A 24,962-nucleotide genomic window follows, 5' to 3' on the forward strand; every position below is an offset into this window, starting at 1 on the left:
ACTAAATTTTATGAAATGTTTTTACTGTTTTAAGTTACCGGCTGCGACTATATTGATCCTTTGTACACTTGTTAAAACTGGTGAAGCACAGGAAAGTACAACAAAAACCGGCGGGCCGCAAAAGGGGGCCACATGGATTTCTGATAACGGAAATGGCACCTTTACTAATCCGCTGTTTTACGACGAATTTTCAGACCCGGATATGATCAGGGTTGGTAATGATTATTACCTTACCGGAACAACCATGCATACCATGCCCGGTTTGCCGGTACTGCATTCAAAAGATTTGGTGAACTGGGAATTTGTATGCTATGCTGTAAACAAACTGGACCTGGGGCCTGATTTTCGCCTCGAACAAGGAAAAAATGTTTATGGACAAGGGATCTGGGCGCCCTGCTTTCGTTATCATAACGGCAAATACTATATTTTCAGTAATGTAAACCATTTTAGTACCCAGTTATTTACGGCATCAAGCCCCGCAGGGCCATGGACGCAGGCATCTATGAAAAAAAGCTTTCATGATCTTTCTGTTTTGTTTGATGACGATGGTAAAAACTATATTGTTTGGGGATATGATGAAGTTCACCTTGCCGAATTGAATGATGAAATGACTGACATTAAACCAGGCTCCGAACAGGTGATAGTTCCAAAAGGGAGCGGAGCCGGTGAGGGTTCTCATTTTTATAAGATCAACGGTAAATATTATATAACCAATACCAATTATGACCCTGTTTGTTACCAGGTATGCCTCCGCTCTGACAATCCCCGCGGCCCTTATGAAATTAATGTCATGAGCGCAAAGGAAAACCTGGGGATAGGGACAGGGTATAGGCTTGCTAATGAAAGGGAAACAGCACCTTTCAGGATAAAACCGCCTGTAGAAAACCTGGTTGGCGCAATTCCGATGCATCAGGGCGGGATTGTTCAGATCCAATCGGGCGAATGGTGGGGCTGGTCAATGATGGATCATAACTCAGTAGGAAGGTTGCTATGCCTGTCGCCGGTTACCTGGGAAAAAGAATGGCCTTACTTCGGATTGCCCGGTAACCTTACCCGGAGCCCGCAAACCTGGGTAAAACCCAATACAGGCTTTGACACGGCACCCCGTGCTACCTTCCGCAGAAGCGATGACTTCTCTTCAACCATTCTCCAACCGATTTGGCAATGGAACCATGTTCCAGTCGATAACAGGTGGTCGCTGTCTGAAAGAAAGGGTTACCTGAGGTTGAAATCGCTTCCTGCTACTGATTTTTGGAATGCGAAAAATACCCTTACCCAGCGGGCAATCGGGCCGGAGTCGGTTGTTACGGCAGAGGCAGATCTGAAAAACCTGAAACAGGGAGACCTTGCCGGTTTGGCGTTATTAAATATGCCATATGCCTGGATCGCGGCAACCAAAAATCACGATACTATTGAAATCAGGCAGTTTGATCAGCAACGGAATAAAACGATGAGGACAACTGTAAAAAGCCCGCACATCTGGTTTCGGGCAAGCTGCAACTTTGATACCGAAAAAACGGTTTTCAGCTATAGCGAAGACGGGAAAAACTTTACCAATATAGGCGATGAATATATTATGATCTATAATGGCCGGACATTCCAGGGCGAGCGGTATTGCCTCTTTAATTTTAACCTTATGGGCAAAAACGGGGGGGATGCTGATTTTAACTCGTTTGTGGTAAGTGAGCCAAGGGCAAACGGTTTAACCAGGCCAATTCCTTATGGCAAAGTAATTATGCTAAAGAGCCTTGCCGATTCAACCATCCTGGTTAACTGGAGAGGATTTTTAAGGCCGGTGCCGGAAAACAGCGCGTTTGCTAAAAATAATACGGCCGGTTTTAAAATATTTGACCGCGGACATGGGCGGATTGCCCTGCAATCAGTTACCGACGGCAGGTGGGTTACCATAAAGGGATTAGGTGGAATGGCCGAAGTGCGGCTTGAAAATGAAGAAAAAGGCGAAGCATCGCAGTTTCAATGGCAGGACATGCTGCGCGGAGACCTTATGTTGATGTCGCTGGCCACGCACCGCTACCTTTTTGCCGACCCCTTTGGCGGGAGCCTGACCTCCGCCGATGCCCCCGGTGCCCGGCCCGACCGGAAGGACGGCTCCTGTTTTTTATGGACAATTTTGGAGTAGGTGTTTTGGAGATTGGGACTATGAAGAGCTTGGCTGGCTTTAGCAATGGATGGATAGGGCGGACTATCTATCATGCTCTTGACACCCATGCTGCAAGTGGAGGCATTCCGCCGGCTTTGGTCAGTAGATTGCTTAATATCGCTATAGCTGTATCGGGAAAATAAACGAAAAAATCAATAGGTATTTTAACCAGTAGTTTTAGCGTAAAAATACGATTGCAATTCCGGGGAACAATAATTAACTTTAGCGCAACAATCTAAGCCAGGATGCATTACAGTCCCATCAAAAACAATAAGAAAGCTGCGACACTCCTTCGCGGGTTAACAACTATTATCAGCAACGTTTCCATACCCGAGACAAACAGCCCCTTTTCGTAAAATATCACCGAACAGAGCCACGTAGTTGTCATGACTCTGAAATTATTGCACTTAAACCATTATCAAAAATGAATCTCCTTAACCCAAGGTTTTATTTAATCCTTTGCGTCTTGTGCAGCTGTTTTTCAATCACAACAGTAGCGCAGAACCCTTTCATGGCAACCGAAGTTCTTCCACCGGCTCCCAATGCCGGTCAGTTGGGACGTTTTGGTGGCGTTGGCCCTGGTCTGTTTACCGGGGCGGCGCAGCAGCACATAGCACTGTTTACTGTCCAAAGTAGAGACCTCAACGTGCCAATCAGCCTATCCTACCACTCGTCCGGTGTAAAAGTAGATGAGCTGGCATCCCGTGTCGGGATTGGCTGGGTTTTGAATTTTGGCGGAGTGATTAATAGAACGGTATATGACGTGCCGGACGAGCTTGGTACCTTCGTATCGCCCCCTACCAGCTTTAGTAACCATATCACCTCGCTTTATAACTATCTCAAAACGGCAGTACACAGCGACTATACCGGGCAAGATACTCAGCCCGACATCTTCAACTTCAATTTTAACGGCATGTCGGGAAAATTCATCCTTGATTCCGTTAAGCATCCAATATTGCTGGAGAAATCCAATTTAAAAATCGAGCCTAACTTCACCGGAACAATATGGAATTTTAAGGTTACTGACGGTAACGGCACGCAATATTTTTTCGGAGGAGGCTCGGCAACCGAGAACACCAAGACCTACACCGCCGGGGGAGCAAGCTGCAGCAAGACGTACGGATCGCCGATACCGACAGCCTGGTATTTGAACAAGATCAAGTCTGTAAAGGGCGATTCTATTGTCTTCAAATATACCGCGATAAATTATTTCTACAGCTCAGCAGTCAGCGAGTCGCTCACCCGAACCCCAACTACAGGCGCAGGAGCGACGTGCCCCGGCGATCAGACAACCTGCGGGACGATCTCCAATGATCTTGTGTGCGGATCATCGCTGAGCACACAGGGAGTTGCATTGAGCGAGGTCGATTTTGATCAGGGGAAAGTAACTATAGATAATATTACAAGAGCCGATGTGCAGGGGGACATACTGGTGAGCAACATCAATGTATATAGCAATACCAGCGCGACCGTTCTTAAGCAATTTTCCCTGGGATATATTTACTCCAACAGCGGGACGCAATACGTGTCCAATAGCTATATTGGAAACAGCGAAAAGGTCAGGCCATTCCTGCAAAGCGTCACCGAAAAAAACGCCAGTGCCGTCGCTTCACAAAAATATAAATTCAGCTACGAAGACATCAACGGGCTCGCCCCGAGGCTCTCATTTGCGCAGGATCACTATGGGTACTTCAATGGAAAAGACAATACTATTTTTGTGCCACCAGCGGATGATCCTTATGTTCAGGGGATGTTCCCCGCGTTTATGGGCGACAGAAATCCAGACTCGCTATATGCAAAAAAAGGATTGCTGACAAAAATAATTTATCCCACTGGTGGCAGTGACAGCCTTATCTATGAGCCACACAAGGGACTTGTTACTGTCGCTATTCCTCCACCGAATAAGAACGTTTCTCAAAACGTAACTGGTGCCGGTACGAGGTCAGCAGTAACGGCTTCAACTACCTCAAGTGTGATATTGAAACAAGCCGGCGGTGTCTTTACATTGTATTGCCAGGGGCTTGGAGGATCAGGGACCTATGACACGATACACCAGTTCGCCGAAGCAGAAGTTGACGATGGCGCTACCGGTTCGAGGCTTCTATACTTAAAAGCGCTTCCATTTGAAACGAAGACGGGCAATGTTGTGCTTGACCCAGGGCATACCTATACTATAAAGGTTACCGCTTATGGTTCCGTAATAGCGGGAAATGCTCGTCTGACGTATGCTGACGGTGATATCACGTATCAACAGCAGATTGGGCAATTCGGTGGGATGCGGGTGGCGAAAGTAATAACATTCGATCCTGTTCAGAGTAATACCTCCATTAAAAGGTTTTATTACGCGCCCCTGTCTAATTTGAATGCCCATTCAAGTAATACAGTTATTGATGCGGCTTCCATTCTTTATTATAAGGACTATAGGTCAATCACCAACTGTGAGACTTTCTGTACTTACAAACAAGGTAGTTCATCCAGCATGTATAATCTGTTTGTCTATGACGGCGACAATGTAGTGTATGACAGCGTAATCGAAGGGTTCGGCAACAACTTTGAAAATGGAGGAGTAGAACACCTATTTACTGTCCATTCCGATATACCTGCCCATATAACCATGGGAAATGATGTTAAAGGAGCCCCGCTCTCAAATATTGGTTGGGATAATGGACATGAAACCAATACCAACTATTTCAAAAAAAATGGGACAGGATATCTATACACCCGCAAAATTTATAACCACTTTGTCAATGACAGCCGGGCAAGAGAAACACATTATGGCTATGTGATCACCAGCGAGTATACGATAGAGCATAACCCTATCGCGTCAACCGATTATGATCAGTTTGATGTATTGCAATACAATGTCAACTCATATTGGGTATATAAAGATTCTACCAGGACAACTGAGTACGACGCTCAGCAGAACCTGATCTCTTCCCACCTGGAAGTGGATCGATACGATAACCCGAAACATTTCAACCCCACCCGGAGCCAGATCACCAAAAGCAACGGGCAGTTGCTAACGACGTTGACTACGTACCCGCAAGACTATACGACTTCAACACCCTTCATCAACAACCTTGTGACCAACCACGTACTCGATGTACCGATGGAGACAGTGTCATATCGGCAGAATGCTGATGGTACCAATACCAATATTATTTCGGGAGTGTTCAGAACGTACAAGCCGGATGGAAAAGGGCTCGTCGATTCGGTATATGGCATCAAGACGGTGAACCTGATTCCACTTGCGTCTTTCAAATTCTCTAATTCGGGTTTCGGAGTGCTGCCTATTACAGGAGTAGCAGGGGCATATGCGAAATCCGCGAGCTATGAGCTACGGCTAAATTCCATTAGTTATGACAGCTTCGGGAATTTGACCGAGCAGCGCGTTGAAAACGGGCCGTTCATCTCCTATAAGTGGGGATACAACTCGAATTATCCCATTGCAAAAGCCACCAACGCAGAGCCGAACGAATTTTATTATGAAGGGTTTGAAGAAAGTTCCGGAACCGGTATTGGAACTGGAACCGGACATACGGGCGTCAAATATACGACCAACGCGGTGGTCTCCTGGACAAAGCCAAACACAAGAGCGTATGTGATCAGTTATTGGTACCGCATTGGCGGCCTGTGGCAATTCAAAAAAGAACAGGCATACACCGGGCCGACGTTCCCCATGGCAGTGACCGGGAGTGACGCATACGACGACATCCGAATTTACCCGGCAGATGCGCAGCTCAATACGTTCACCTTCGACCCCATGCTCGGCGTGACAAGCAGCACGGACGCCAAGAGCGAAACGGCCTATTACGAATATGACAGCTTCCAGCGGCTGCTGAATGCGAAGGACAGGGACGGGAATATCCGCAAAAGCTATAACTATAACTATCGTCCATAACAATAGCCTACACACCTTATTCGAAGCAAGATGTCATCACTAAGCAAACATACTATTCAGCCAACGTACAGGCTGCTATTGATATTCTTTTTCCTGCTATCGGCTTACCACATGCAGGCCCAAACCGCTACTCAAAATTATATCTATACGCGCACGCCAAGGCGGGGGATACCGACCAACGCCAAGCTTGACTTACTCACGCCGAACAAAGATTCGGTCGAGTCAAACGTCCAGTACCTCGACGGGCTGGGAAGGCCGATCCAGTCAGTGCAAATGCAAGGCAGTCCGGCAAAGAAGGATATTGTGGTGCCCATTGCCTACGATTCCTTCGGACGCGAGGCAATAAAATATAAATCCTATCCGGCATCAACCACCGACGGAAGTTATCGGCCTTCCGCGCTTACCGAGCTATCCTCCTTTTACAATCCGACAGGCAGCGGCACAAGCGGTACTCAGCAGGCCAATGGCATTGTAGTTAATCCCGCGCCATACTCAGTAACCTCTTTCGAAGCCTCTCCGTTGAACCGTACTACCGAGCAGGGCGCTCCGGGATCTCCCTGGCAGCCGGGGGCATCAGGTCATACTGTAAAAATATCGTACACGTCCAACAATCTAACGGCAGTAACGGACACAAACAACGGCCGGGCCGTCGTATGCTACCTTGCAACTGTTAACGCGAATCACAGCAGGACACTAACAAGCAGCGGGAATTATGCAGCAGGGCAGCTGTACGTGACGGTGATCAAGGATGAGAACAACAAGGGAACGCGAGGCGGATCGGTTGAAGAATATAAAGATTTGGAAGGCCATATTGTGCTGAAGCGCATCTTTAATTTTGTTAGCGGCACCCTGCAAGTCCTATCGACCTACTATGTGTACGATGACATGGGCAAGCTGGCTTTTGTATTGCCTCCTTCTGCATTGCCGGATAACGGCGTCCCAAACAAAACAACGCTTGATGCATGGTGCTACCAGTACCGCTATGACGAACGGGGGCGCCTTGGTCAGAAGAAGCTTCCCGGAGCGGGCTGGGAGGTCATCATATACAACAAATTAAATCAGGCCGTCTTGAGCCAGGACAGCGTCCAGCGGCTCACCAACCAGTGGTCGGTGACCAAATACGACGCACAAGGAAGAGTAATCGTTACAGGCTTGTGGGATGCGGGCTCTGTGAGAGCGCGGTCGGCGTTACAAAGCAGTATAGAGGCAGGTGCGCAGTGGGACGTACGGAATAATGCCAATGTTGCCACCGGATACAACATCACCAGCTACCCTACATTAACCACCGTGCTTACCGTAAACTACTATGACGACTACGCGTTCAACGGCAACCCTTATACAGCATTCACCAATTCGTCGACCACAGGGGTAACAGGGCTCTCAACAGGCTCCAAAGTGGCGGTATTGAACGCCGACGGCACCATAGGACAAATGCTATGGACCGTACATGGCTATGATAACTTCGGCAGGGAAACTATAATCGTCAAACAGCACTATAAGGGAGGCTCGGCAGGGTATAACACGGGGAACATGGACATAACCACCACCACCTACAACTTTGACAATCAAATCAATCACAGCACATTCGCTCATATCCTCGCCGGTATAAGCAACCCGAAAGTAGGCGTCGGGACCCAATATTACTATGACCACATGGGGCGGCAACGGCAGATTTGGAAAGTGATCTGGGATGAGTCGCTACCGCAGCCTGGCGGGACGCTCATCAGTCAGACTGACTACAATGAGCTTGGGCAGGTAAAAACGAAACATCTGCATAGTCCTGACAATGGGGCAACGTTCAAGCAGGACATTAACTATGCGTACAACGAGCGCGGCTGGCTTTCGACCATCAACAACCCTAATTCGCTTACTGCGACACAGATATTTGGCGAACAGCTTACCTATAATAGCGGTACCTCTCCTCAATATAATGGTAACATTGCAAGCATGACATGGCAAACAACTGTGCCGACAGGGCTTGGTCTAACCCAGCAACTGCAAAGTTATTCCTATTACTATGACCAATTAAACAGGTTATTGAATGCAAATTATACGACAACAGGGTCGGTCGGTAAATTCAATGAACGACTGGATTATGACCCGATGGGGAACATTAACCATTTGTGGCGTACCAATACAACAACAGCCGGTACGTACCTAAATGCCTTTACCTATGATTACACCACCGGCGGCGCCGGCAACAAACTATGGGGTGTGACGGATGCGGGTACGGCAGCACAGGCTGGGACCTATACCTATGATGGGAACGGTAATGTGACTAAAGATACCAGGAATCAGGTCACTGCAATTGCCTATAATCGATTGAACTTGCCCGCGACCGTAACCCGCACACCGGGTAATATCAGCTATGTGTACGATGCTAACGGCACCAAACTGCAAAAGATAGCCGGGGGCGTTACGAGAGAATATATAGACGGGATAGAATACAACAATGGTGCTATAGAATTTGTTAGGACAGAAGACGGCCGTGCAACGCCAAGCGGCACCACTTACTTATATGAGTATTACTTGCAAGATCATTTGGGCAATACGCGTGCTGCGATCAGGCAGGACGGGTCGATCAGCCAGGTCCAGGATTATTACGCATTTGGGATGGACATGAATCCTGGCAATTCGTATGCTGCATCGCCATTGAATAATTACAAGTACAACGGCAAGGAGAAGCAGGAGACAGGGGATTACGATTATGGCGCAAGATATTATGATCCTGGCATTGCGCGGTGGACAAGCATTGATCCGATGTCTGAGGTTAGCAGACGATTTAGTCCCTACAATTACGGTGAGGATAATCCGATTAGAAATATCGACCCCGATGGGATGATTGTTGCGGACGTTGCTCCCAATAGCGCCGTTCCAGTAGAAACAGCAAGTTTTACCTTGTATGGTGATGCTGCAAGGACTTTCTTCGATCAGTTGAAAAAAACGAGAAAGAAAAGGAAGCATGAAACTCCTCCCGCCGCTAAATCTGATGCGACCCGCGTTGCGTCAAAAGTGTCAAAGTTGCAACCAAAAGTTAAGACCTATTCTATTTATTCAAGATTTGTTCCAAACTTGGCCCAGGATCCTAGTGTGGTGCAGTCATGGCCCCCGCCGCAGCGGGTAGATATGCAGGATCTCGGGCAGCGTTCGACGGCTTTGTCCGTAACCAGCCCCGTTCTTGATGTATATGGCGCAGTTTCCGGAGTAACAGAAATTAAAGCAGCGATTTCTCTTTACTCGCTTACCAAGATCGCAGCTAAAACTTCAGAAGATGGGGCGAGTTTATTTCATTATACAACTGAAGCTGGTTATAATGCTATAATGGAATCGCAAGAATTATTACCATCAATAGGCGCCAAAAATGCTCGTTACGGGGCTGGTCAATATTTAACAGACTTAGCACCAGCAGATTTTACTGCCGGACAAGCTTCGAGGAGGTTGTTTGGTGTCCCGTGGAACGCCCGCAAACTAACACATTTTATAGAAATAGATATTAAAGGATTGAACGTCATAAAAAATGCACCATACAACTATGTAGTACCAGGTGTAGAAAGTTTACCTTTGGGCGGACGAATTATTAGAGGCGGCGTTTCAGTATTTAAAGTGGTTCCTAAATAGCGTTATTATGAAAGAGACATTTGTTAAAAAATTTTGGGAAGAAGAGAAAACTCTATTCTATCTACATTTTCAAGACAATACAGCTGTAAGGCAAATTGAAGTTAATTCTAACGGCAAAGTATTTCTGTCGGAAGAATACCCTGTAAAAGGCGATTCAATATTGTATGACCAGACATTACAGGATCTTGATTTGCAAGAAAATGATTTCATCAGTGAACAAGAATTTGAGGAGGTTTGGAGCAATAGGTAATGGTTGAATACATCGAGTTTGGAGATATCTTTAATATTGCCGGAGTTCAAAACTTCGCACATGGCTGCAATTGTGCGGGTGCCATGGGAAAGGGCATTGCAGTCCAATTTAAAGAACGGTTTCCTGAAATGTTTATTAAGTATAAGGCGCTATGCAGCGAGAATAAATTTAACTTGGGAGACGTTTTTGACTATAAATATGAAAATGGGATTGTTTTTAATCTCGCCACTCAGCGGTCTTGGCGGACCAAGGCGGAAATCCACGCTGTCAAACATGCTCTTAGAGGCATGCTTGATATAGCAGAAAAAAATAGTATAACAGAAATAGCGTTGCCTAAAATTGGGGCAGGCTTAGGAGGATTAGATTGGGGCGACGTAAAGAATCTCATAGAAGAAGAAGCCAAAAAACATCCCCAAATTTCGCTTCACATAGTATTAAATTTCAAGAATCAACCCCTGCTCAATAGTCTTTAATTCAAGCCCTCACCTGGTCGAAGTTTAGCGACAGCGTAACTTCGACCTAAAACAAATTAAGCTTTCAGCTTAACTAAGCTAAAATTAATCAGTGCTTTTTTAGTGGCTATAATTTATATTAGCAAAGCTGGGGTTGTTAATTCGGACACAAGAACATAACACTTCCAGGCATTTTGGATCGAAGTTACGCTGGCGCAAACTTCCACGAGCAGGGATTAGTGACAACACCTTGTCAGTGTTCCACTTTCAAAAAACAGGTGTTCAACTTTTGAAAATGCAATTTTGTAACTGCTTGGTTATCAAGATTCATTTGTTCAGGTTGAGATTTGATGTATTTTATGACAAACGCAAGTTGTTGATTGTCAGTAACTATGTGTTTTGAAAAAATTGAGATGTTCACACTTTTAAATTGGAACACTCATGGGTAAACTCTATTTCGGCAACCTTGAACGTTCAACACATGCTGCTAATACCAGTTCCAGCACCGGCCGTGAAACCGGTTTGCTGAAGAAGCCGGTGACATAGCTATAGCTGAGTGCCCGCTCACGGTCTGTCGGATCGATTGATGACGAAAATACATAGAGCAGCGGTTTAACCGGTAATGCCGGGTGCAGGTCCTTAAAACCTTCAAGGAAATCCCAGCCGTCAAACCTGGGCATCCTAATGTCCAGAAAAATAACGTCAGGACAATCGGCCGGATTATCTGTAAATGATTTTAATGCCTCTTCACCATCGTAGCTATGTGATACAGGGGCAAAATCTTCAATTCCTGCAATAAGCTTATCCAATATAATATGGTCAAGTTTACTGTCATCAATAAAGAGTAATCGGAACATAATTGGTAATTATGATATTGTTGCATAAGTTAAGGTATATTATCCGATTTAAAAAAAAATGGATGGTATTACTGCGCTCAACCTGCAGTTAGGAAAAGTTATTATAGTATTAATTAATTTATTTATAAACTATGCGTGGTTTTATTTTTGAAAGTAATAGCTAAAAGGGTACGTATTTCGCTTTTGCGTATACATACCCTTTTTAGTTTTAATGAACCAGGAATATCACCGGTACCGGAGAAGCAAGCCTATGATTTGGTTGAAGTTATAATGTAGCGCTTTTTTCAACAATTACGTTCCTCGCGCGCATATAGGTGGTTCCGGTGGGGCCGGGTGATCCTGATGAGCCTTCCATTTGGTAATCAATAATGATATTCAGATTTTTCCCAACAAAGTTAGCGCCTGTTTGCGTGCTTTTTAAAACACCATCTATCCAATACTCGATTGACACATCAGTTGCATTGGTCTTGGTCATATAAACTGAGTAAGTATGCCAGTTTCCGGGGCTGGAAATAGTTGTACCCACACTTGACCAGCCTCCGCTTGCATTTTTATAGGTATTTGTCCAGCAGGTAGCACTCCCTTTAAATTCCATAAAGTCGCTTTCTGGTGGCCATGAATCGGCGCCTGTTACCCAAAAGGCCGGCCATGTCCCGGTTTGTGATTCACATTGAAACTCCCCTTTGAAATGCCATTTAGGCCAGGAGTCGGTTACTACGGGCACGGTCTTGGCATAAATTGTCCCTGAATAATAATGGATTGGTAAGTATGGATCTTTATTGCTGTTGCCTACGCTGCCGCTGGGGGCACTGGTGAGGGTGAGCACACCTCCTGAGACTGAAATATTTTGAGAGCGCATGCGGGCAGAGCCGTTATGATCAGATCCCCAGGGATACAGATCATTCCAATAAGTGCTGTAAGAACTAAAGGAAGTAGCCGGAATAACATTTACCCACGATACCACGTTCGTTGCAAGGTGATCGGCCGAAGTGTTTGCGGCAGAGTTGGCGGTGGCTGCATTATCTTTTCTACATGCAAAAAACGATGTAATTACAATAAATGCAATTAAAACAAAAGTTAAATTTTTCATAATAAAGATTTTTTAGGTTAATAGGTGTGCTTCTCCCGATACTTAATGAGAGTACTGGTTAATTGGTAATGCAAATTAACCTACTTAAAATTCTATCGATGGGGGACAAAACTGGAATTTATGGGGGTTATTTATATATATAATATTATATATATAGTTACACCCAGGTAAAGCAACGGAGAGAACGGCCCGGAAATAAAAAAGGTTGTTTTCGGAGTGAAAACAACCTTTGGGGCTTACTATTTTTTTCAGGAACTAAAACCAGCTTAATTTAATGTCGAATTGCTATTCTTTTTAAATTTTTTAATTTTGAATTACTAAAAATATTAGTATTTTTGTAATGGACAAAACAGCGTATTACACCGAATTGAGTTCGGAATATAATATTTTACCTAAACCTTATCACAAGCATAAATTTGTTGGAATTGCACATTCTTTTATGAGGAGTGCAATTCCATTTCAAATCTTCTTTTCTTTAGCTCACTGCTGCCGCTTATTTCCAGATAGATTTTAATCCGGAAATGCTAATATTATCGATAGTTAATTTTCCGGTTGTTTTAAAGGCAAGGTTGTTGAAATCTTCGGTTGGGAAATAGATTGCAGTCATAGTGGTTAAGCCTCCGTCAGCAAATAACTCTGCAGATGATTTGTCGACCACTAAAGTGAGGTCGGAATTTTTAGCAGTGCTTAGCCGGGCTGCGGTAAAACGGCCCGAAAAATTCTTTTGGAAATCCATTTTTCCGGCTTTGGTCCGATCTATATAGTATTCATCTTTGGCAGGATCATAACCCATGAGCAGTTCTTCGCCTTTGGTGTTTGACAGCCTGATGCTATAATCTTTTAAGGTAGCAAAGCTCAATTTTAAAACATACCGGCTTTTGAGGTTTTTAATTTTTGAAGTAAGATCAAGGGACCTGTTAACCACAGGTTGCTTTAACACAATTGTTTTTTCCTCAATATTTTTTAGTTCGGCCACCGGTTTAGATGCCAGTAAAATTTGGCCTTTGCTTTGTTTCAGACTAAGCTCACGTGGAATTGTAGCAGCATTACGCCAGGCCTTTGTTGGTACCTGGTTGGCGTATTGCCAGTTGCTCATCCACCCTAAAAATATTTTACGGCTGCCTGTATTGCTCCAGGTAATACCGGCATATTCATCAGGGCCGTAATCAAGCCACCGGGTATTTGAATCAAGGGGCCTAAACTTGTTACCGTCAAAATCCCCCACAAAATATTGTGTGGCCGAACCGCCGTTAGGCCCTCCGGGGTTAAGGTTTACAATCAGCACCCAATAAGTTTTTCCACCCAGTTTTAGCGGGAACAGGTCAGGACATTCCCATACGCCTCCGTGTGCACCTGCTTTGATGCCGAATTCACTTTCCTTTTTCCAGTTTTTCAGGTCGGGGGCCGAGTAAAAGGATATATGATCTTGTGTTGCAAGGGTCATTACCCATTTTTTCTCAGGCGCATACCACATCACTTTGGGGTCGCGGAAATCCCGGACACCGGGGTTTTTCAAAACCGGGTTGCCGCTATATTTAGTCCATGTAGCTCCGCCGTCCAGGCTAAAAGCAAGGCTTTGGTTTTGAAATTTATCGGTACCTTCTTTTTCACCTTTAGGGTCATGATGGGTAAATATGGCAACCAGGGGTATTTTACCATTTTTACCAAAACCGGTTGTATTATTGGAATCAACAACAGCGCTGCCCGAAAAAATATAACCAAGGCTATCCGGATATAAGGCGATAGGTAAGTGCTTCCAGTGGATCAGGTCCTTACTTTCCGCATGTCCCCAGTGCATCGGTCCCCATACTATATCTTTAGGATAATACTGAAAAAACAGATGATAAGTATGGTTATAATAAACCATACCGTTAGGGTCATTCATCCAATGCCCGGCCGGTGAAAAATGTACCTGCGGGCGGTATTGTTCCGTATAAGATTTTTGGGGTGAATCCTGGGCTTTACAAATACAATTTAAAGCAATAAGGAGGGGCAATATGAATGTGCTGCATTTTGTTTTCATAATTTAAGCTTTTAATGGTTATATATTGAGCAGGGTATGCAAAACTATGGTATAAAAAAGGGAATCCCGGCCTGAATTGTCAGGCCAGGTTCCCGTTGTTTAATTATAGTTTAATAGCCAGGGTTTTGTTTATATAAACCGTTGGTGAAAGTAATCTCCGATTGCGGAATTGGAAGGTATTCATCTCTTCCGGCAGTAAATTTAGCCGTAGATAAAAATGGCCTTCTAACCTTTTCAACGGTAATGTAGTCGTTTAAAGTTTTTTCTGCAATTCCCCATCTAACTAAATCAAAGAAACGCGCCCCTTCGGTGGCAAATTCTAACCGTCTTTCCCATTGTAATGCTTTACGTGCATAGTCCTGGGTCCAGTTTGCCAGGCTATAAGGTTTTATGTTGTAGGATGAAGGGAAAGTCCCATCCAGCTTTTTAAGCCGCCCTGTACTGGCTGCCGCCCTGTTTCTGATTTGGTTAATTAATGGCAGTGCATTTGCCTGTTGCCCTAATTCAATATAAGCTTCGGCCTGCATTAATAAAACGTCATCATACCTGATGATATCATAATTTTTTGCCGAGCCCATAAACGGCCCAAGCTTAAAATAAGATGCGCTTGTGGCCAATTGCTGGTTACGCATGGTATGAAAGTTGCCGTAAACTCCCGGGTCACGTACCCAGCTGTTACTGAATGGTTTTGTATTATCATATTTATACGGATGCCCGTCAATACCAACGGTATGGTCTAACCTGGTGTCGACAGTAACTTTTGACAGATCGGCTATGCTGTTATTGAATGTATCAAAGTTAGGCAAACCATTTGCATCAGTTGTATAGGCATTTACTAAATTCTGACTTGCAGCATGAAACCCGCAGCAGCCGTATTGAGGCGCCCCATGCGGATAGTTTAGCCCGTCTTCAAAATTTAAACGCCCGGCGGTTGTGCCGTCATTAATAGTAAATTGTATGGCGAATACAGATTCCGGCCCGTTCTCTGTTTCAGGTAAAAAATTGTCAGCAATATCTGCACTTAACGAATATTTACCCGAAGCGATAACCGCTTGTGTAAGCGTAACAACTTCCTGTAACCTTGTTTTATTGATATTGATCACATGGTGTTTATCATCCTGCTCATAGGCCTGGTACAATTTTAATTTAGCTAAATAAGCCTGAGCGTTTAATTTATTGGCCCTGGCCAGGTCGGGTTGCGTAGTTGGCAAATTATCAACCGCGTATTGAAAATCGGCGGCAATTTTATTCCATGATTCATCATTTGATAAAGTATTTGAAACCTTCAGGATGTCGGCCTCAGTTGCGGTTTCATCAAAAATGGGTATGTTTTTGTAGAGCAATTTCATGGTGAAGTAGCTATGCGCACGTAAAAACTTCAATTCGGCCAGGCGGATCTTTTTGTTTGGAAATTCGGCGTCCGAAAGTGAATTAACCGCCCTGATTGCCACATTTGCCCTTGAAATAGATTTGAACAAATTTTTCCAGGTGCGCGAAACAAAGGAATCCATAGATGGTGTAACCAGGTTGTAATGTTCCAAAGCATCAACTTCGCCAACATCTCCTGTGCCGCCGCCGCCTTTATAAGCATCATCTGAGCGAACGCTGCCATAAGCCCAGTCACTGTATATTGGCCCTATCATATCGCCATTCCCGATAGCTGCATAAGCCGCGGTTACCAAACCTTCAACAGCGGTTGGTGATTTTAAATCTGAAGAAGACAGTACACCCTTTGGTGTATAATCTAATGCTTTTTTACAGGAACTAAAAATTATTAGCCCCGATAAAATAGTTGTTACTAATATTTTCGATTTCATATTGAATGATTTTTTTCGTTAAAATGATGCATTGACGCCAAAACTGAAGATCCGTGGAATTGGGATTGGGTTGAGGTCAATCCGCTCCGGATCAGGGCTCAGGTACTTGCTGCTTTTTACAGTAAAAATGTTTTCGGCCATGGCAAACACCCTTAGCCTGGTAAATACAGCTTTAGGTAAAATGGTATATCCAAGTTGAAGGTTCCTTAATTTAAAATAGGAGGTGTTTACGATAAAATAATCAGAAGTACGGCCTTCGTTGTTATTGTCTTTCAGTGTTAATGCCGGTACGTTGGTGTTGGTATGCTGTGGTGTCCAGCCGTCAAATACACCCGGGCCAACATTTTCGCGGCTGTGCATCAAATTGTTATACAGGGTATATACATCAAAACCTTTTCTGCCTGCAACTCCCGATCCGAATATTGACAGGTCGAATTTTTTGTAGGTAAGGTCAATTCTTGCACCGTACTCTAAAGTTGGCAGTGTAGTGCCTATCCAGGTTTGATCGTTAGCATCAATTTTTCCGTCATGATTGATATCAACATAACGGATCCTGCCCGGCCCCGCGCCAATTTGTGTTGGGGCTGCATCAACTTCGGCCTGCGATTGAAAAAGGCCATTGGTTTTATAACCAAATATATCAAACTGCGAATGCCCTATTATGGTATTATCTATATTGCCCGGATAGGCTGGTCTTACATTCTCCGGTAAATCGGTGATCTTATCCCTGAAATGGGAGAAGTTTAAAGTTACATTGTAATTAAAATCTCCCGACCGTTGGCCGTGATAGGTTACTAAAAACTCCCAGCCCCTATTGGTTTTTGATGCACCGTTAACGGTTTTAGATTGTCCTTCGCCTAATGCCGATGCAACCGGCGGAGTGATCAGGATGCCGGTGGTTTTCCTGGTAAAATAGTCAAATGAACCGGAGATCTTACCATTTAAGATGGCAAAGTCCAAACCGGTATTTAATTCGTCGGTGGTTTCCCATTTAAGGGCAGGGTTTTCTGCCTGGGTTTGAACAAAGCCCGATGGCAGCGCTCCTGTATTGGCGCCGGATAATGAATATGCGGTACCAACGTTCATATATTGTTCCCAAAAGCCGGGAGTAAGTTGATTTTGGGTAGTGCCATATCGGGTGTTGTAAAGCGCGTAGCGCGACAGATCGCCGATTTCCTGGTTACCTACCCGGCCTACGCCGGCCCTTAATTTCAGTTCAGAGAATATGCTGTTGTTTTTCAGGAAGTTTTCCTGGTCTATTTTCCAGCCAACTGAAGCTGAAGGGAAAATACCATATTGGTTATTGGCGCCGAACCTTGATGAACCATCGCGGCGAACGGTAGCGGATACTAAATATTTGCCTGCATAATTGTAATCCAAACGACCGAATTGTGAGAATAAGCTATTCCCTGTTGATCTGCCTGTAACAATGGTATTTCCTGTGCCCGCATCTAAGGTAAAGTAGTCTTCCGTTTGGATTGCATATCCTTGTTTCAGGGTGGTTTGAAAATCAGTAAAGGTTTTAATGTATTCTGTACCCACTAATATTTTAAAGTGGTTGTTGGCGTTTAAATCATAGTTATACCTTAAGGTATTTGAAAGCGTAGTGCTTAAATAATGATTCTGATCAAAGAACAGGCTGTTGGTAGTGCGGTTTAACGCGCCTTCCGAAAAGGTTGGCGTAATTACCTTGCTTAGGTAGTCTGCATTATCGGCACCATAGTTTGACCTGAAGAATAAATTTTTAATGGGCTGTACCTCTAAAAATACGTTGCCAAAGGTATTTAACCTGTTGGCGTTATTCCATTTCGCAAGGTCCTGCATATGCAAAGGATTGTTCCTGTCAGAGTAACCGGCTCCTGATTCGCCGGCGTAGGTTACACCATCTTTTTGATAAACGGGGATAGTGGGCGCCAGGGTAACCGCCAGGAATGGGGTTGATGCACCGCCCAGATCATTAGTTGTGAGGGTTTCGTTTGAGTTGGTGATCTTTATATTAACGCCAAAGGTAACTTTGCTGTCAAAGGCCTTGGTTATGGCATTAATGCTACCGGTGGTACGCCCGTATTTGGTAAAACGTACAAGGCCGGTGTTTTTGATGTTTCCAAAATTTATCTGGATGGAAGAGTTTTTATTACCTACCGAAGCAGTGAAATCATTATTGTAAACAAAGGCGGTTTTGTACAACACGCTTTGCCAGTCGGTATCCCCCGCGGGAGTGTTGGGGTCACCACCTACAAATGGTTTAGCAGTAACGCTGTTTAAAACCGGGTTGCCGAAATTATTATTCCAATCAAAATTATAGATCTCTCCATAACCCGCGGCAGGGTCCTGTCCGTCGTTAACAGAAGCTTGCCACAAGGCCCTGCCTCTGTCAACCGAGTTCAGCATTTTAAACCTTAACGATTTTTCAGACTGGATTGAAGTACTGTTGTTAAACTGAAACTGCACTTTACCCTCGGTGTTGCCGCCGTTTTTTGTAGTAACGATGACAACGCCGTTAGACGCGCGTGAACCATAAATTGATTCGGACGACGCATCCTTTAACACCTGAACGGATGCAATATTTGAGGGCGACAGATTTTGAAATACTTCCGGCCTGGTAGTAGGGATCCCATCAATAATATACAGCGGGTTATTGTTGCCTAAAGTATTGGCCCCCCTGATCAGGATCCTGCTGGTTGCGCCATTTGCCGAGCCATCTTTTTCAATATATAAACCGGCAACACGGCCCTGTAAGGCCTGCATGGTATTTCCCGAACTGTTATTTTTTACCGGTGCTAAATCAACAACCGCAACTGCGCCTGTCAAATCTTTCTTTCTTTCAGAAGTGTAACCGGTTACAACTACTTCATTAAGCTTGTTTTCTGCGTCTTTAAATACTACGTCAAGTGTTTTGGTATCGGCAGTGATAGTTACCAGTATTGGTTTGGCACCTACATAAGAAAACCGTACCGATTGACCATTTTTTACAGCGATGCTGAATTTTCCGTTTGCATCTGATAGTGTTGATTTTTGGGTTTCAACAACCACGATAGTAACCCCGTCTATAGGTTTTAAGGAGTTGTCTGACACGGTCCCGGTAATGGTCCGGGATTGCGCATATCCTTCACTTATGAGCAGTATAAGAAAGGAACAAATAAGTAATAATTTTCTCATTGATTTTGATTTAAGTGTAATTGGTTGGTTAAAACATCTTGTTTATAAAGTCTTGATACTCTTTGATTTTATAATCCGGACAACCTCCTTTCTTTGTTGCAATGAAGCCGCCCATCGCTATTGCATTTTTTAATAAGGTTTCTGGTGATGCACCACGATAATGATTGGCGATAAATGCCGCTAAAAATGAATCGCCGCTGCCTATGGTATCCCTTACTTTCACCTCGCGCCCGGCAATGTGCCAGGCTTTATCTTCTTTATAATAGGAGGCACCAAACTCGCCTTTGGTAACTATGATCTCGGGGATGTTGAAATGATCCTGGATAAATTTGATCTGTTCCGATTCTTTCCAAAACGAGCCCCTGAAAAGGCCCTGTACCATTTCAAGTTCGGCCTGGTTAAATTTTACGATGTTGGCTTTGTGCAGCAGGTCGGCCAGCAGATCGCGGCTTATAAATGGCGGTCTTAAATTGATGTCGAATACTTTGATAGCATCATTTTCCAGCAGCTCAAACAAAGTGTTGCGCGATACGCTGTTCCTGGATGCCAGGCTTCCGAAAACGAAATAGGTTGATGGCCTGATCTGCGTTTTAATATGCTCGCTGTCATCTATAAAGTCCCAGGCAACCGGAAAAATAATCTCGTAGGATACCTCGTTGCCGTTATTCATTTTGGCTATCACCTGGCTGGTGGGATGTTCAGGATCTGTTTGCAACAGGTGTTTTTTTATGCCCCAGTTGTCCAGCAGGTTTTCAAGCTTTTGGCCATCGGCATCATTACCTATTTTACTTACCAGGCTGGCAGGCATGCCCAGTTTATTAAGATGATAAGAAACGTTCAGCAAAGCGCCGCCGGGTTGCGGGCCGTCCGGCAAAACATCCCAGAGTATTTCGCCATAACAAATGGCCGGGGTGATGGTATTTGTGTGTAGGTTCATCATAGCAGATCTTGATTAATGCATTACCATATTAGTTTCAATTTGCTCCAGCGATCTGCCTTTGGTTTCGGGCATCAGCCTCCACACAAAAATTAACTGGCATATCATCATGGTACCGAAGAAGGAAAATGTTACTGTTCCGCCAAGTTTTTCGGCGAGATATGGGAAGGAAAATGCGATCAGTGCCGCCATGATCCAGTGGGTTGAGCTGCCCAGAGTTTGGCCTTTTGCCCGCACCTGGTTTGGAAATATTTCTGAAATAAACACCCAGATAACTGCCCCCTGCGAAAATGCGAAGAATGCGATAAACAGCATCATGTATGCAGGAACGGCAAAGCCACTCATATGACCCGAGTAAAAAGTGTAGGCCACCAGGAACAGGGAAATGATTAAGCCAACCGAGCCGATGAGCATCAGTATACGGCGCCCTACTTTATCGATCACGTTAATGGCTATGAGCGTGAACACAAAGTTGATTGCACCGAGGCCAACTGTTGATAGTAATGACGAATGGGCGCCCAGTCCGGCCATTTCAAATATGCGCGGCGCATAGTAAATAATAGCATTGATGCCCGAAACCTGGTTGAAAAAGGCGAACAGCACGGCTAATATTACAGGTGTTTTATATTGACCCGAAAAGAGGCTGCCGCTGGAAGCAGTATCATTTAAAGTTGAGTTTTTGATAGATGCCAGCTCCTGATCACAGTTGAGCGGATTGATGATCCGTAAGATCCCGAGGGCTTTTTCCATTTCGCCCTTTTTAAGAATAAGCCAGCGCGGGCTTTCCGGTATAAAGTAGATCAATACTAAAAACAATGCCGAAGGGAAGGCCTGTACGCCAAGCATCCATCGCCATGAAGTTTCGCCAACCTGGCTGATAAGGTAGTTGGACAGGTATGATACCAGGATGCCCAGTACCACGTTAAACTGAAACAGGCCCACCAGCCTGCCCCGGCGGTCGGCCGGCGATACCTCTGAAATATAGATAGGTGCTGTAACTGATGATATACCGACACCAAGGCCCCCAAGTAATCTGAAAACAAGGAAGATATACCAGTTGTCGGCCAGGGCGGTACCTAATGACGACAATAAGTAAGCAGCAGCTACAAAGTAAAGCGTGTTTTTGCGGCCAAACAGATCTGAAGGCCGGGCTCCTAACAATGACCCGATGACTGTTCCTATTAATGCGATAGAGATCGTGAACCCATGCTCCACTACGGATAGGTGCCAGAATTGCTGGATAGATTTTTCAGCGCCCGATATTACGGCGGTATCAAACCCGAAAAGGAAGCCACCAAGGGCCACGACCATGGACCAGGCCAGGACGGAGTGTTTTCTCATAATAATTATAAAAGGTGTTAACTGGATTTATTGAGGCCAAAGTAGAGCAATGGGGCCTGTGGTGGTTATTGATTTTGTATCAATAAAGTATAAAAATCAATCTCTTTATATCTATTTGATTTTCAGTTATATAAAATTAAAAATGCAAAGTTTGAAATTGAAATATTCGTTTATGTTACCTGTTACTTTCAATTTGGTTACATTGCTCAGGTCATCGGGTAGCCTGGCCGGGCGCATAAATTTGTTTTTCAGGAACGTTTATAGATATCTTTACTTTGTTTAATCCTAAAAGGGAAAAACAAACCAATAATTAATCCTGTTAATTACCTTTTTCTTCCAAATTATCTGAGCTTATGATCCTGCTTAATAAATGGCATGCAAAAAACATACTGACCGGTATCATACTGATCAGTTTTATGATGCTTATTGCTGCCGGTTGTAAGCGGGCCGATAAAACATCGCAGTATACGATAGGGTTTTCACAGTGTATAGGTTCCGATCTGTGGCGCCGCACTATGCTCGATGAAATGAGGATGGAACTTTCGTTACACCCCGACGCCCGGTTCATTTATGCCGATGCGGACGGTAATAGCAGCAAACAGGTTGAACAGGTAAAGAAAATGCTGGACGATGGTGTCGATCTGCTGATCATATCACCCAACGAAGCCCAACCCCTCACCGGGATAGTGGAACAAACGTACAATAAAGGCATCCCGGTAATTGTGATAGACCGTAAAACATCATCGGCTTTATATACAGCTTATGTTGGTGCGGATAATTACCAGATTGGTAAAATGGCGGGTGAATATGCCGGTGCACTTTTAAAAGGCAGGGGGAACGTTGTAGAAGTGATGGGGCTGCCCGGCTCCTCTCCGGCTATTGAAAGGGACCGCGGCTTTTCTGACGGGATAAGGAAATACACTGATATTAGTATAACCGCCAGGGTATATGGCGATTGGTTAAAGGATAGCGCCAAAAAGCAATTGAACAGGATTGCGCCAATTATAAAAAATGCGAATGTAATATTTGCCCATAACGATGTAATGGCCCTCGGGACGAGAGAGGTGCTTGACGGGTTTAATATGCACGGTATTAAAGTATTGGGCGTTGATGCCCTGCCCGGACATGGAGGTGGCCTGCAAATGGTGGCCTCAAAAACCATCAACGCCAGCATGATATATCCTACAGGAGGTAAGGAAGCAATTATGACCGCCTTCAGGATCCTGAATAAAGAATCATTTGCCAGGGAAAACCTGTTACAGTCGGTCGTTATCGACTCTGCCAACGTGCAGTTAATGAAAATGCAATGGAGCAAGATCAGCAGCCAGCAAAAAGATATTGAACGGCAGCGATCATTATTGGCCGAACAGCGTGAAGTATACAACAGCCAGCAATTGGTTTTAAATGTAATTGTAATATCGCTGGTATTAGCTATTGTTTTTGGAGGCCTTGCATTTTACTGGCTCATGGAAAACCGGAAGATCAATAAAAGCCTGGAAGTTAAAAATAATGAAATTCTGCAGCAACGTAACCAGTTGATTGAGATGTCGGCAAAAGCTGAAGTTGCGACAGAGGCTAAACTGCAATTTTTCACCAATATTTCTCATGAATTCCGTACTCCGCTCACGCTTATCCTCTCGCCTGTAGAAGATATGATGAGCAATGAAAAACTAAACCTGGTTGCAGGGAAAAGCTTGAAACTGATCCATAAAAATGTATACCGGTTGCTGCGCCTGGTTAACCAGCTGATAGAGTACCGTAAAATAGAATATGATAAACAGCAGATCAATGTATCGCCCAATAATATTATTGAATTTGCCAGGGAGATCATCACCAGCTTTCAGGAAAATGCGCAGAAGCGTAATATCAGCCTGAGCCTGGTAAGCGATGAGCAGCAGATAATTGTTTGGTATGATGTTAACCTGTTAGATAAGGTGTTTTTTAATATCATAGCCAATGCCCTGAAATTTACCAGCGACAATGGCCGGATCCAGGTAAGTTTCAAAAGCAGAGATGATAACTCTGTTGATATTGCCATACAGGATAACGGGATAGGTATGGAGCCGCAGGACACCGCCCATGTATTTGAACAGTTTTACCAGGCCGAGAACAGCACATCAGGAGGATCCGGATTAGGGCTTGCGCTGTCAAAAGAAATTGTGTCCCTGCATCATGGCAGTATCGAAGTTAGGAGTAAAAAGTGGGAGGGGACTACCTTTACCATTAACCTCCTATTGGGAAATGGTCATTTTGACCAAACTGCACAGGAGCATGTCAATACAAAACAAACCGATCTTGAAGAGCGGGCAAAAATTTATGTTACAGACCTGGCCGCACCTCTTACATTAACGGATGAAGGGCAAATATTCGGCGCTCCCAGGGAGCAATCCATATTGATCATCGAAGACAATAAAGACCTGCTGAGCTACCTGAGTGAAAAACTGGGAACAACTTATGAAATATTTACAGCAGATAATGGCGTAAGCGGATTAAATGAAACCTTTGAGCGCGTTCCGGACCTCATCATCTCTGATGTGGTATTGCCGGGCATGTCTGGTAAAACCTTAACGGTAAAACTAAAAACTGATGTCCGTACCTCGCACATCCCAATCATTCTTTTAACGGCACAGGGCAGCGTTGAACAACAGATAGATGGGATTACCTGCATGGCCGATGCCTACATTGTTAAGCCGTTTAACTTTGATTATTTACTCGCTACCGTGAAGAATTTGATCAAAAGCCGCGCAACACTTAAGGAACACTTTACCAGTGATGTAAGTAAATCAACTGTGCCTGTATCAAAAGCTCTTGACAAAAAATTCCTGAATGATTTTGCGGGTATTGTAGAGCAAAATTTGGCCAATGAAAACTTTAGTGTTGATGAAATATGTAAACTGATAGGCGTTTCAAGGATCCAGCTTTACCGAAAGGTTAAAGCGTTGCTTGGCTGCAGTATCTCTGATTATATATTAAACCGCCGGCTAAAAAAAGCAAAATATTTGTTAATGAATGAAGGGTATCCGATATCCGAAATAACCTATATGGTGGGTTTCTCTACACCAAATTATTTCTCCACGGTTTTTAAAGCAAAATATGGCTGTACGCCAAGCGAATACAAACGCAAGCAGCAGCATTCATAGGTTTTATTTTCTGAGTATTACCGGAGGAATAACCCTTAGCTATTGTATAACAGCACTATATAAGGCCAGGTACAGGGTTCTTAAAACCTTTTTGGCCAATCCATGTTACTCCTGCATCGAAAACAACCTGTTAGGTTTTCAATGAATGGATAAGATGTATGAGCCGCATACATTTAAATAAAACCGGATATTTACTGGCAGGGCAAAAAAAGAAGT

Annotated in this window: 13 protein-coding genes; 6 read left to right on the forward strand and 7 right to left on the reverse strand. The window is 44.3% G+C overall.

What is annotated here, in order from left to right:
• Positions 1 to 10: 10 nt before the first annotated feature.
• The 5 genes from SNE26_RS28040 (at position 11) to SNE26_RS28060 (ending at position 10,403) form a co-directional block, all read left to right on the forward strand.
• On the forward strand, positions 11 to 2,140 hold the full coding sequence (locus SNE26_RS28040; RefSeq protein ID WP_321557126.1) for a glycoside hydrolase 43 family protein: 2,130 nt from the start codon (positions 11 to 13) through the stop codon (positions 2,138 to 2,140).
• A gap of 532 nt (positions 2,141 to 2,672) precedes the next feature.
• The gene (locus SNE26_RS28045; protein ID WP_321557127.1) at positions 2,673 to 6,062 is read left to right on the forward strand and encodes a hypothetical protein; all 3,390 of its coding nucleotides are present in this window, start codon (positions 2,673 to 2,675) and stop codon (positions 6,060 to 6,062) included.
• A 30-nt stretch (positions 6,063 to 6,092) separates the two neighbouring features.
• Positions 6,093 to 9,680, forward strand: coding sequence for a DUF6443 domain-containing protein (locus SNE26_RS28050; RefSeq protein ID WP_321557128.1), 3,588 nt, complete (start codon positions 6,093 to 6,095; stop codon positions 9,678 to 9,680).
• Positions 9,681 to 9,687: 7 nt separating this feature from the next.
• Positions 9,688 to 9,930 (forward strand): hypothetical protein, encoded by a 243-nt coding sequence (locus SNE26_RS28055; protein ID WP_321557129.1) that lies wholly within the window; start codon positions 9,688 to 9,690, stop codon positions 9,928 to 9,930.
• On the forward strand, positions 9,930 to 10,403 hold the full coding sequence (locus SNE26_RS28060) for a macro domain-containing protein (protein WP_321557130.1): 474 nt from the start codon (positions 9,930 to 9,932) through the stop codon (positions 10,401 to 10,403). Before SNE26_RS28055 ends, SNE26_RS28060 begins: the two co-directional genes overlap by 1 nt.
• Positions 10,404 to 10,834: 431 nt before the next feature.
• Here SNE26_RS28060 and SNE26_RS28065 read toward each other — a convergent pair whose 3' ends face one another.
• From SNE26_RS28065 to SNE26_RS28095, 7 genes are all read right to left on the reverse strand, one after another.
• Positions 10,835 to 11,239 (reverse strand): response regulator, encoded by a 405-nt coding sequence (locus SNE26_RS28065; RefSeq protein ID WP_321557131.1) that lies wholly within the window; start codon positions 11,237 to 11,239, stop codon positions 10,835 to 10,837.
• A 265-nt stretch (positions 11,240 to 11,504) separates the two neighbouring features.
• Positions 11,505 to 12,329: a family 16 glycosylhydrolase gene (locus tag SNE26_RS28070; RefSeq protein ID WP_321557132.1), complete on the reverse strand. Its 825-nt coding sequence runs from the start codon at positions 12,327 to 12,329 to the stop codon at positions 11,505 to 11,507.
• 493 nt (positions 12,330 to 12,822) lie between these two features.
• Positions 12,823 to 14,352 carry a glycoside hydrolase family 32 protein gene (locus tag SNE26_RS28075; protein ID WP_321557133.1) on the reverse strand — a complete coding sequence of 510 codons (1,530 nt, stop codon included), beginning with the start codon at positions 14,350 to 14,352 and terminating at the stop codon, positions 12,823 to 12,825.
• A gap of 110 nt (positions 14,353 to 14,462) precedes the next feature.
• Complete coding sequence (locus SNE26_RS28080) at positions 14,463 to 16,169, reverse strand: RagB/SusD family nutrient uptake outer membrane protein (protein WP_321557134.1); 1,707 nt, start codon at positions 16,167 to 16,169, stop codon at positions 14,463 to 14,465.
• Between the two features lie 18 nt (positions 16,170 to 16,187).
• Complete coding sequence (locus SNE26_RS28085) at positions 16,188 to 19,328, reverse strand: SusC/RagA family TonB-linked outer membrane protein (protein ID WP_321557135.1); 3,141 nt, start codon at positions 19,326 to 19,328, stop codon at positions 16,188 to 16,190.
• Positions 19,329 to 19,356: 28 nt separating this feature from the next.
• Positions 19,357 to 20,268 carry a carbohydrate kinase gene (locus tag SNE26_RS28090; protein ID WP_321557136.1) on the reverse strand — a complete coding sequence of 304 codons (912 nt, stop codon included), beginning with the start codon at positions 20,266 to 20,268 and terminating at the stop codon, positions 19,357 to 19,359.
• A gap of 12 nt (positions 20,269 to 20,280) precedes the next feature.
• Complete coding sequence (locus SNE26_RS28095; protein ID WP_321557137.1) at positions 20,281 to 21,606, reverse strand: sugar porter family MFS transporter; 1,326 nt, start codon at positions 21,604 to 21,606, stop codon at positions 20,281 to 20,283.
• A gap of 353 nt (positions 21,607 to 21,959) precedes the next feature.
• Between SNE26_RS28095 and SNE26_RS28100 the strand changes: the two genes are divergently transcribed.
• Positions 21,960 to 24,746 (forward strand): substrate-binding domain-containing protein, encoded by a 2,787-nt coding sequence (locus SNE26_RS28100; RefSeq protein WP_321557138.1) that lies wholly within the window; start codon positions 21,960 to 21,962, stop codon positions 24,744 to 24,746.
• Positions 24,747 to 24,962 lie beyond the last annotated feature (216 nt).

Source organism: Mucilaginibacter sp. cycad4 (assembly GCF_034263275.1).
Lineage (GTDB): Bacteria > Bacteroidota > Bacteroidia > Sphingobacteriales > Sphingobacteriaceae > Mucilaginibacter.

What these genes read in the sequence shown, in the direction of transcription:
- SNE26_RS28040 (WP_321557126.1), top strand. Translation starts at nt 11, where the DNA reads ATGAAATGTTTTTACTGTTTTAAGTTACCGGCTGCGACTATATTGATC.
- SNE26_RS28045 (WP_321557127.1), top strand. Translation starts at nt 2,673, where the DNA reads ATGGCAACCGAAGTTCTTCCACCGGCTCCCAATGCCGGTCAGTTGGGA.
- SNE26_RS28050 (WP_321557128.1), top strand. Translation starts at nt 6,093, where the DNA reads ATGTCATCACTAAGCAAACATACTATTCAGCCAACGTACAGGCTGCTA.
- SNE26_RS28055 (WP_321557129.1), top strand. Translation starts at nt 9,688, where the DNA reads ATGAAAGAGACATTTGTTAAAAAATTTTGGGAAGAAGAGAAAACTCTA.
- SNE26_RS28060 (WP_321557130.1), top strand. Translation starts at nt 9,930, where the DNA reads ATGGTTGAATACATCGAGTTTGGAGATATCTTTAATATTGCCGGAGTT.
- SNE26_RS28065 (WP_321557131.1), bottom strand. Translation starts at nt 11,239, where the DNA reads ATGTTCCGATTACTCTTTATTGATGACAGTAAACTTGACCATATTATA.
- SNE26_RS28070 (WP_321557132.1), bottom strand. Translation starts at nt 12,329, where the DNA reads ATGAAAAATTTAACTTTTGTTTTAATTGCATTTATTGTAATTACATCG.
- SNE26_RS28075 (WP_321557133.1), bottom strand. Translation starts at nt 14,352, where the DNA reads ATGAAAACAAAATGCAGCACATTCATATTGCCCCTCCTTATTGCTTTA.
- SNE26_RS28080 (WP_321557134.1), bottom strand. Translation starts at nt 16,169, where the DNA reads ATGAAATCGAAAATATTAGTAACAACTATTTTATCGGGGCTAATAATT.
- SNE26_RS28085 (WP_321557135.1), bottom strand. Translation starts at nt 19,328, where the DNA reads ATGAGAAAATTATTACTTATTTGTTCCTTTCTTATACTGCTCATAAGT.
- SNE26_RS28090 (WP_321557136.1), bottom strand. Translation starts at nt 20,268, where the DNA reads ATGATGAACCTACACACAAATACCATCACCCCGGCCATTTGTTATGGC.
- SNE26_RS28095 (WP_321557137.1), bottom strand. Translation starts at nt 21,606, where the DNA reads ATGAGAAAACACTCCGTCCTGGCCTGGTCCATGGTCGTGGCCCTTGGT.
- SNE26_RS28100 (WP_321557138.1), top strand. Translation starts at nt 21,960, where the DNA reads ATGATCCTGCTTAATAAATGGCATGCAAAAAACATACTGACCGGTATC.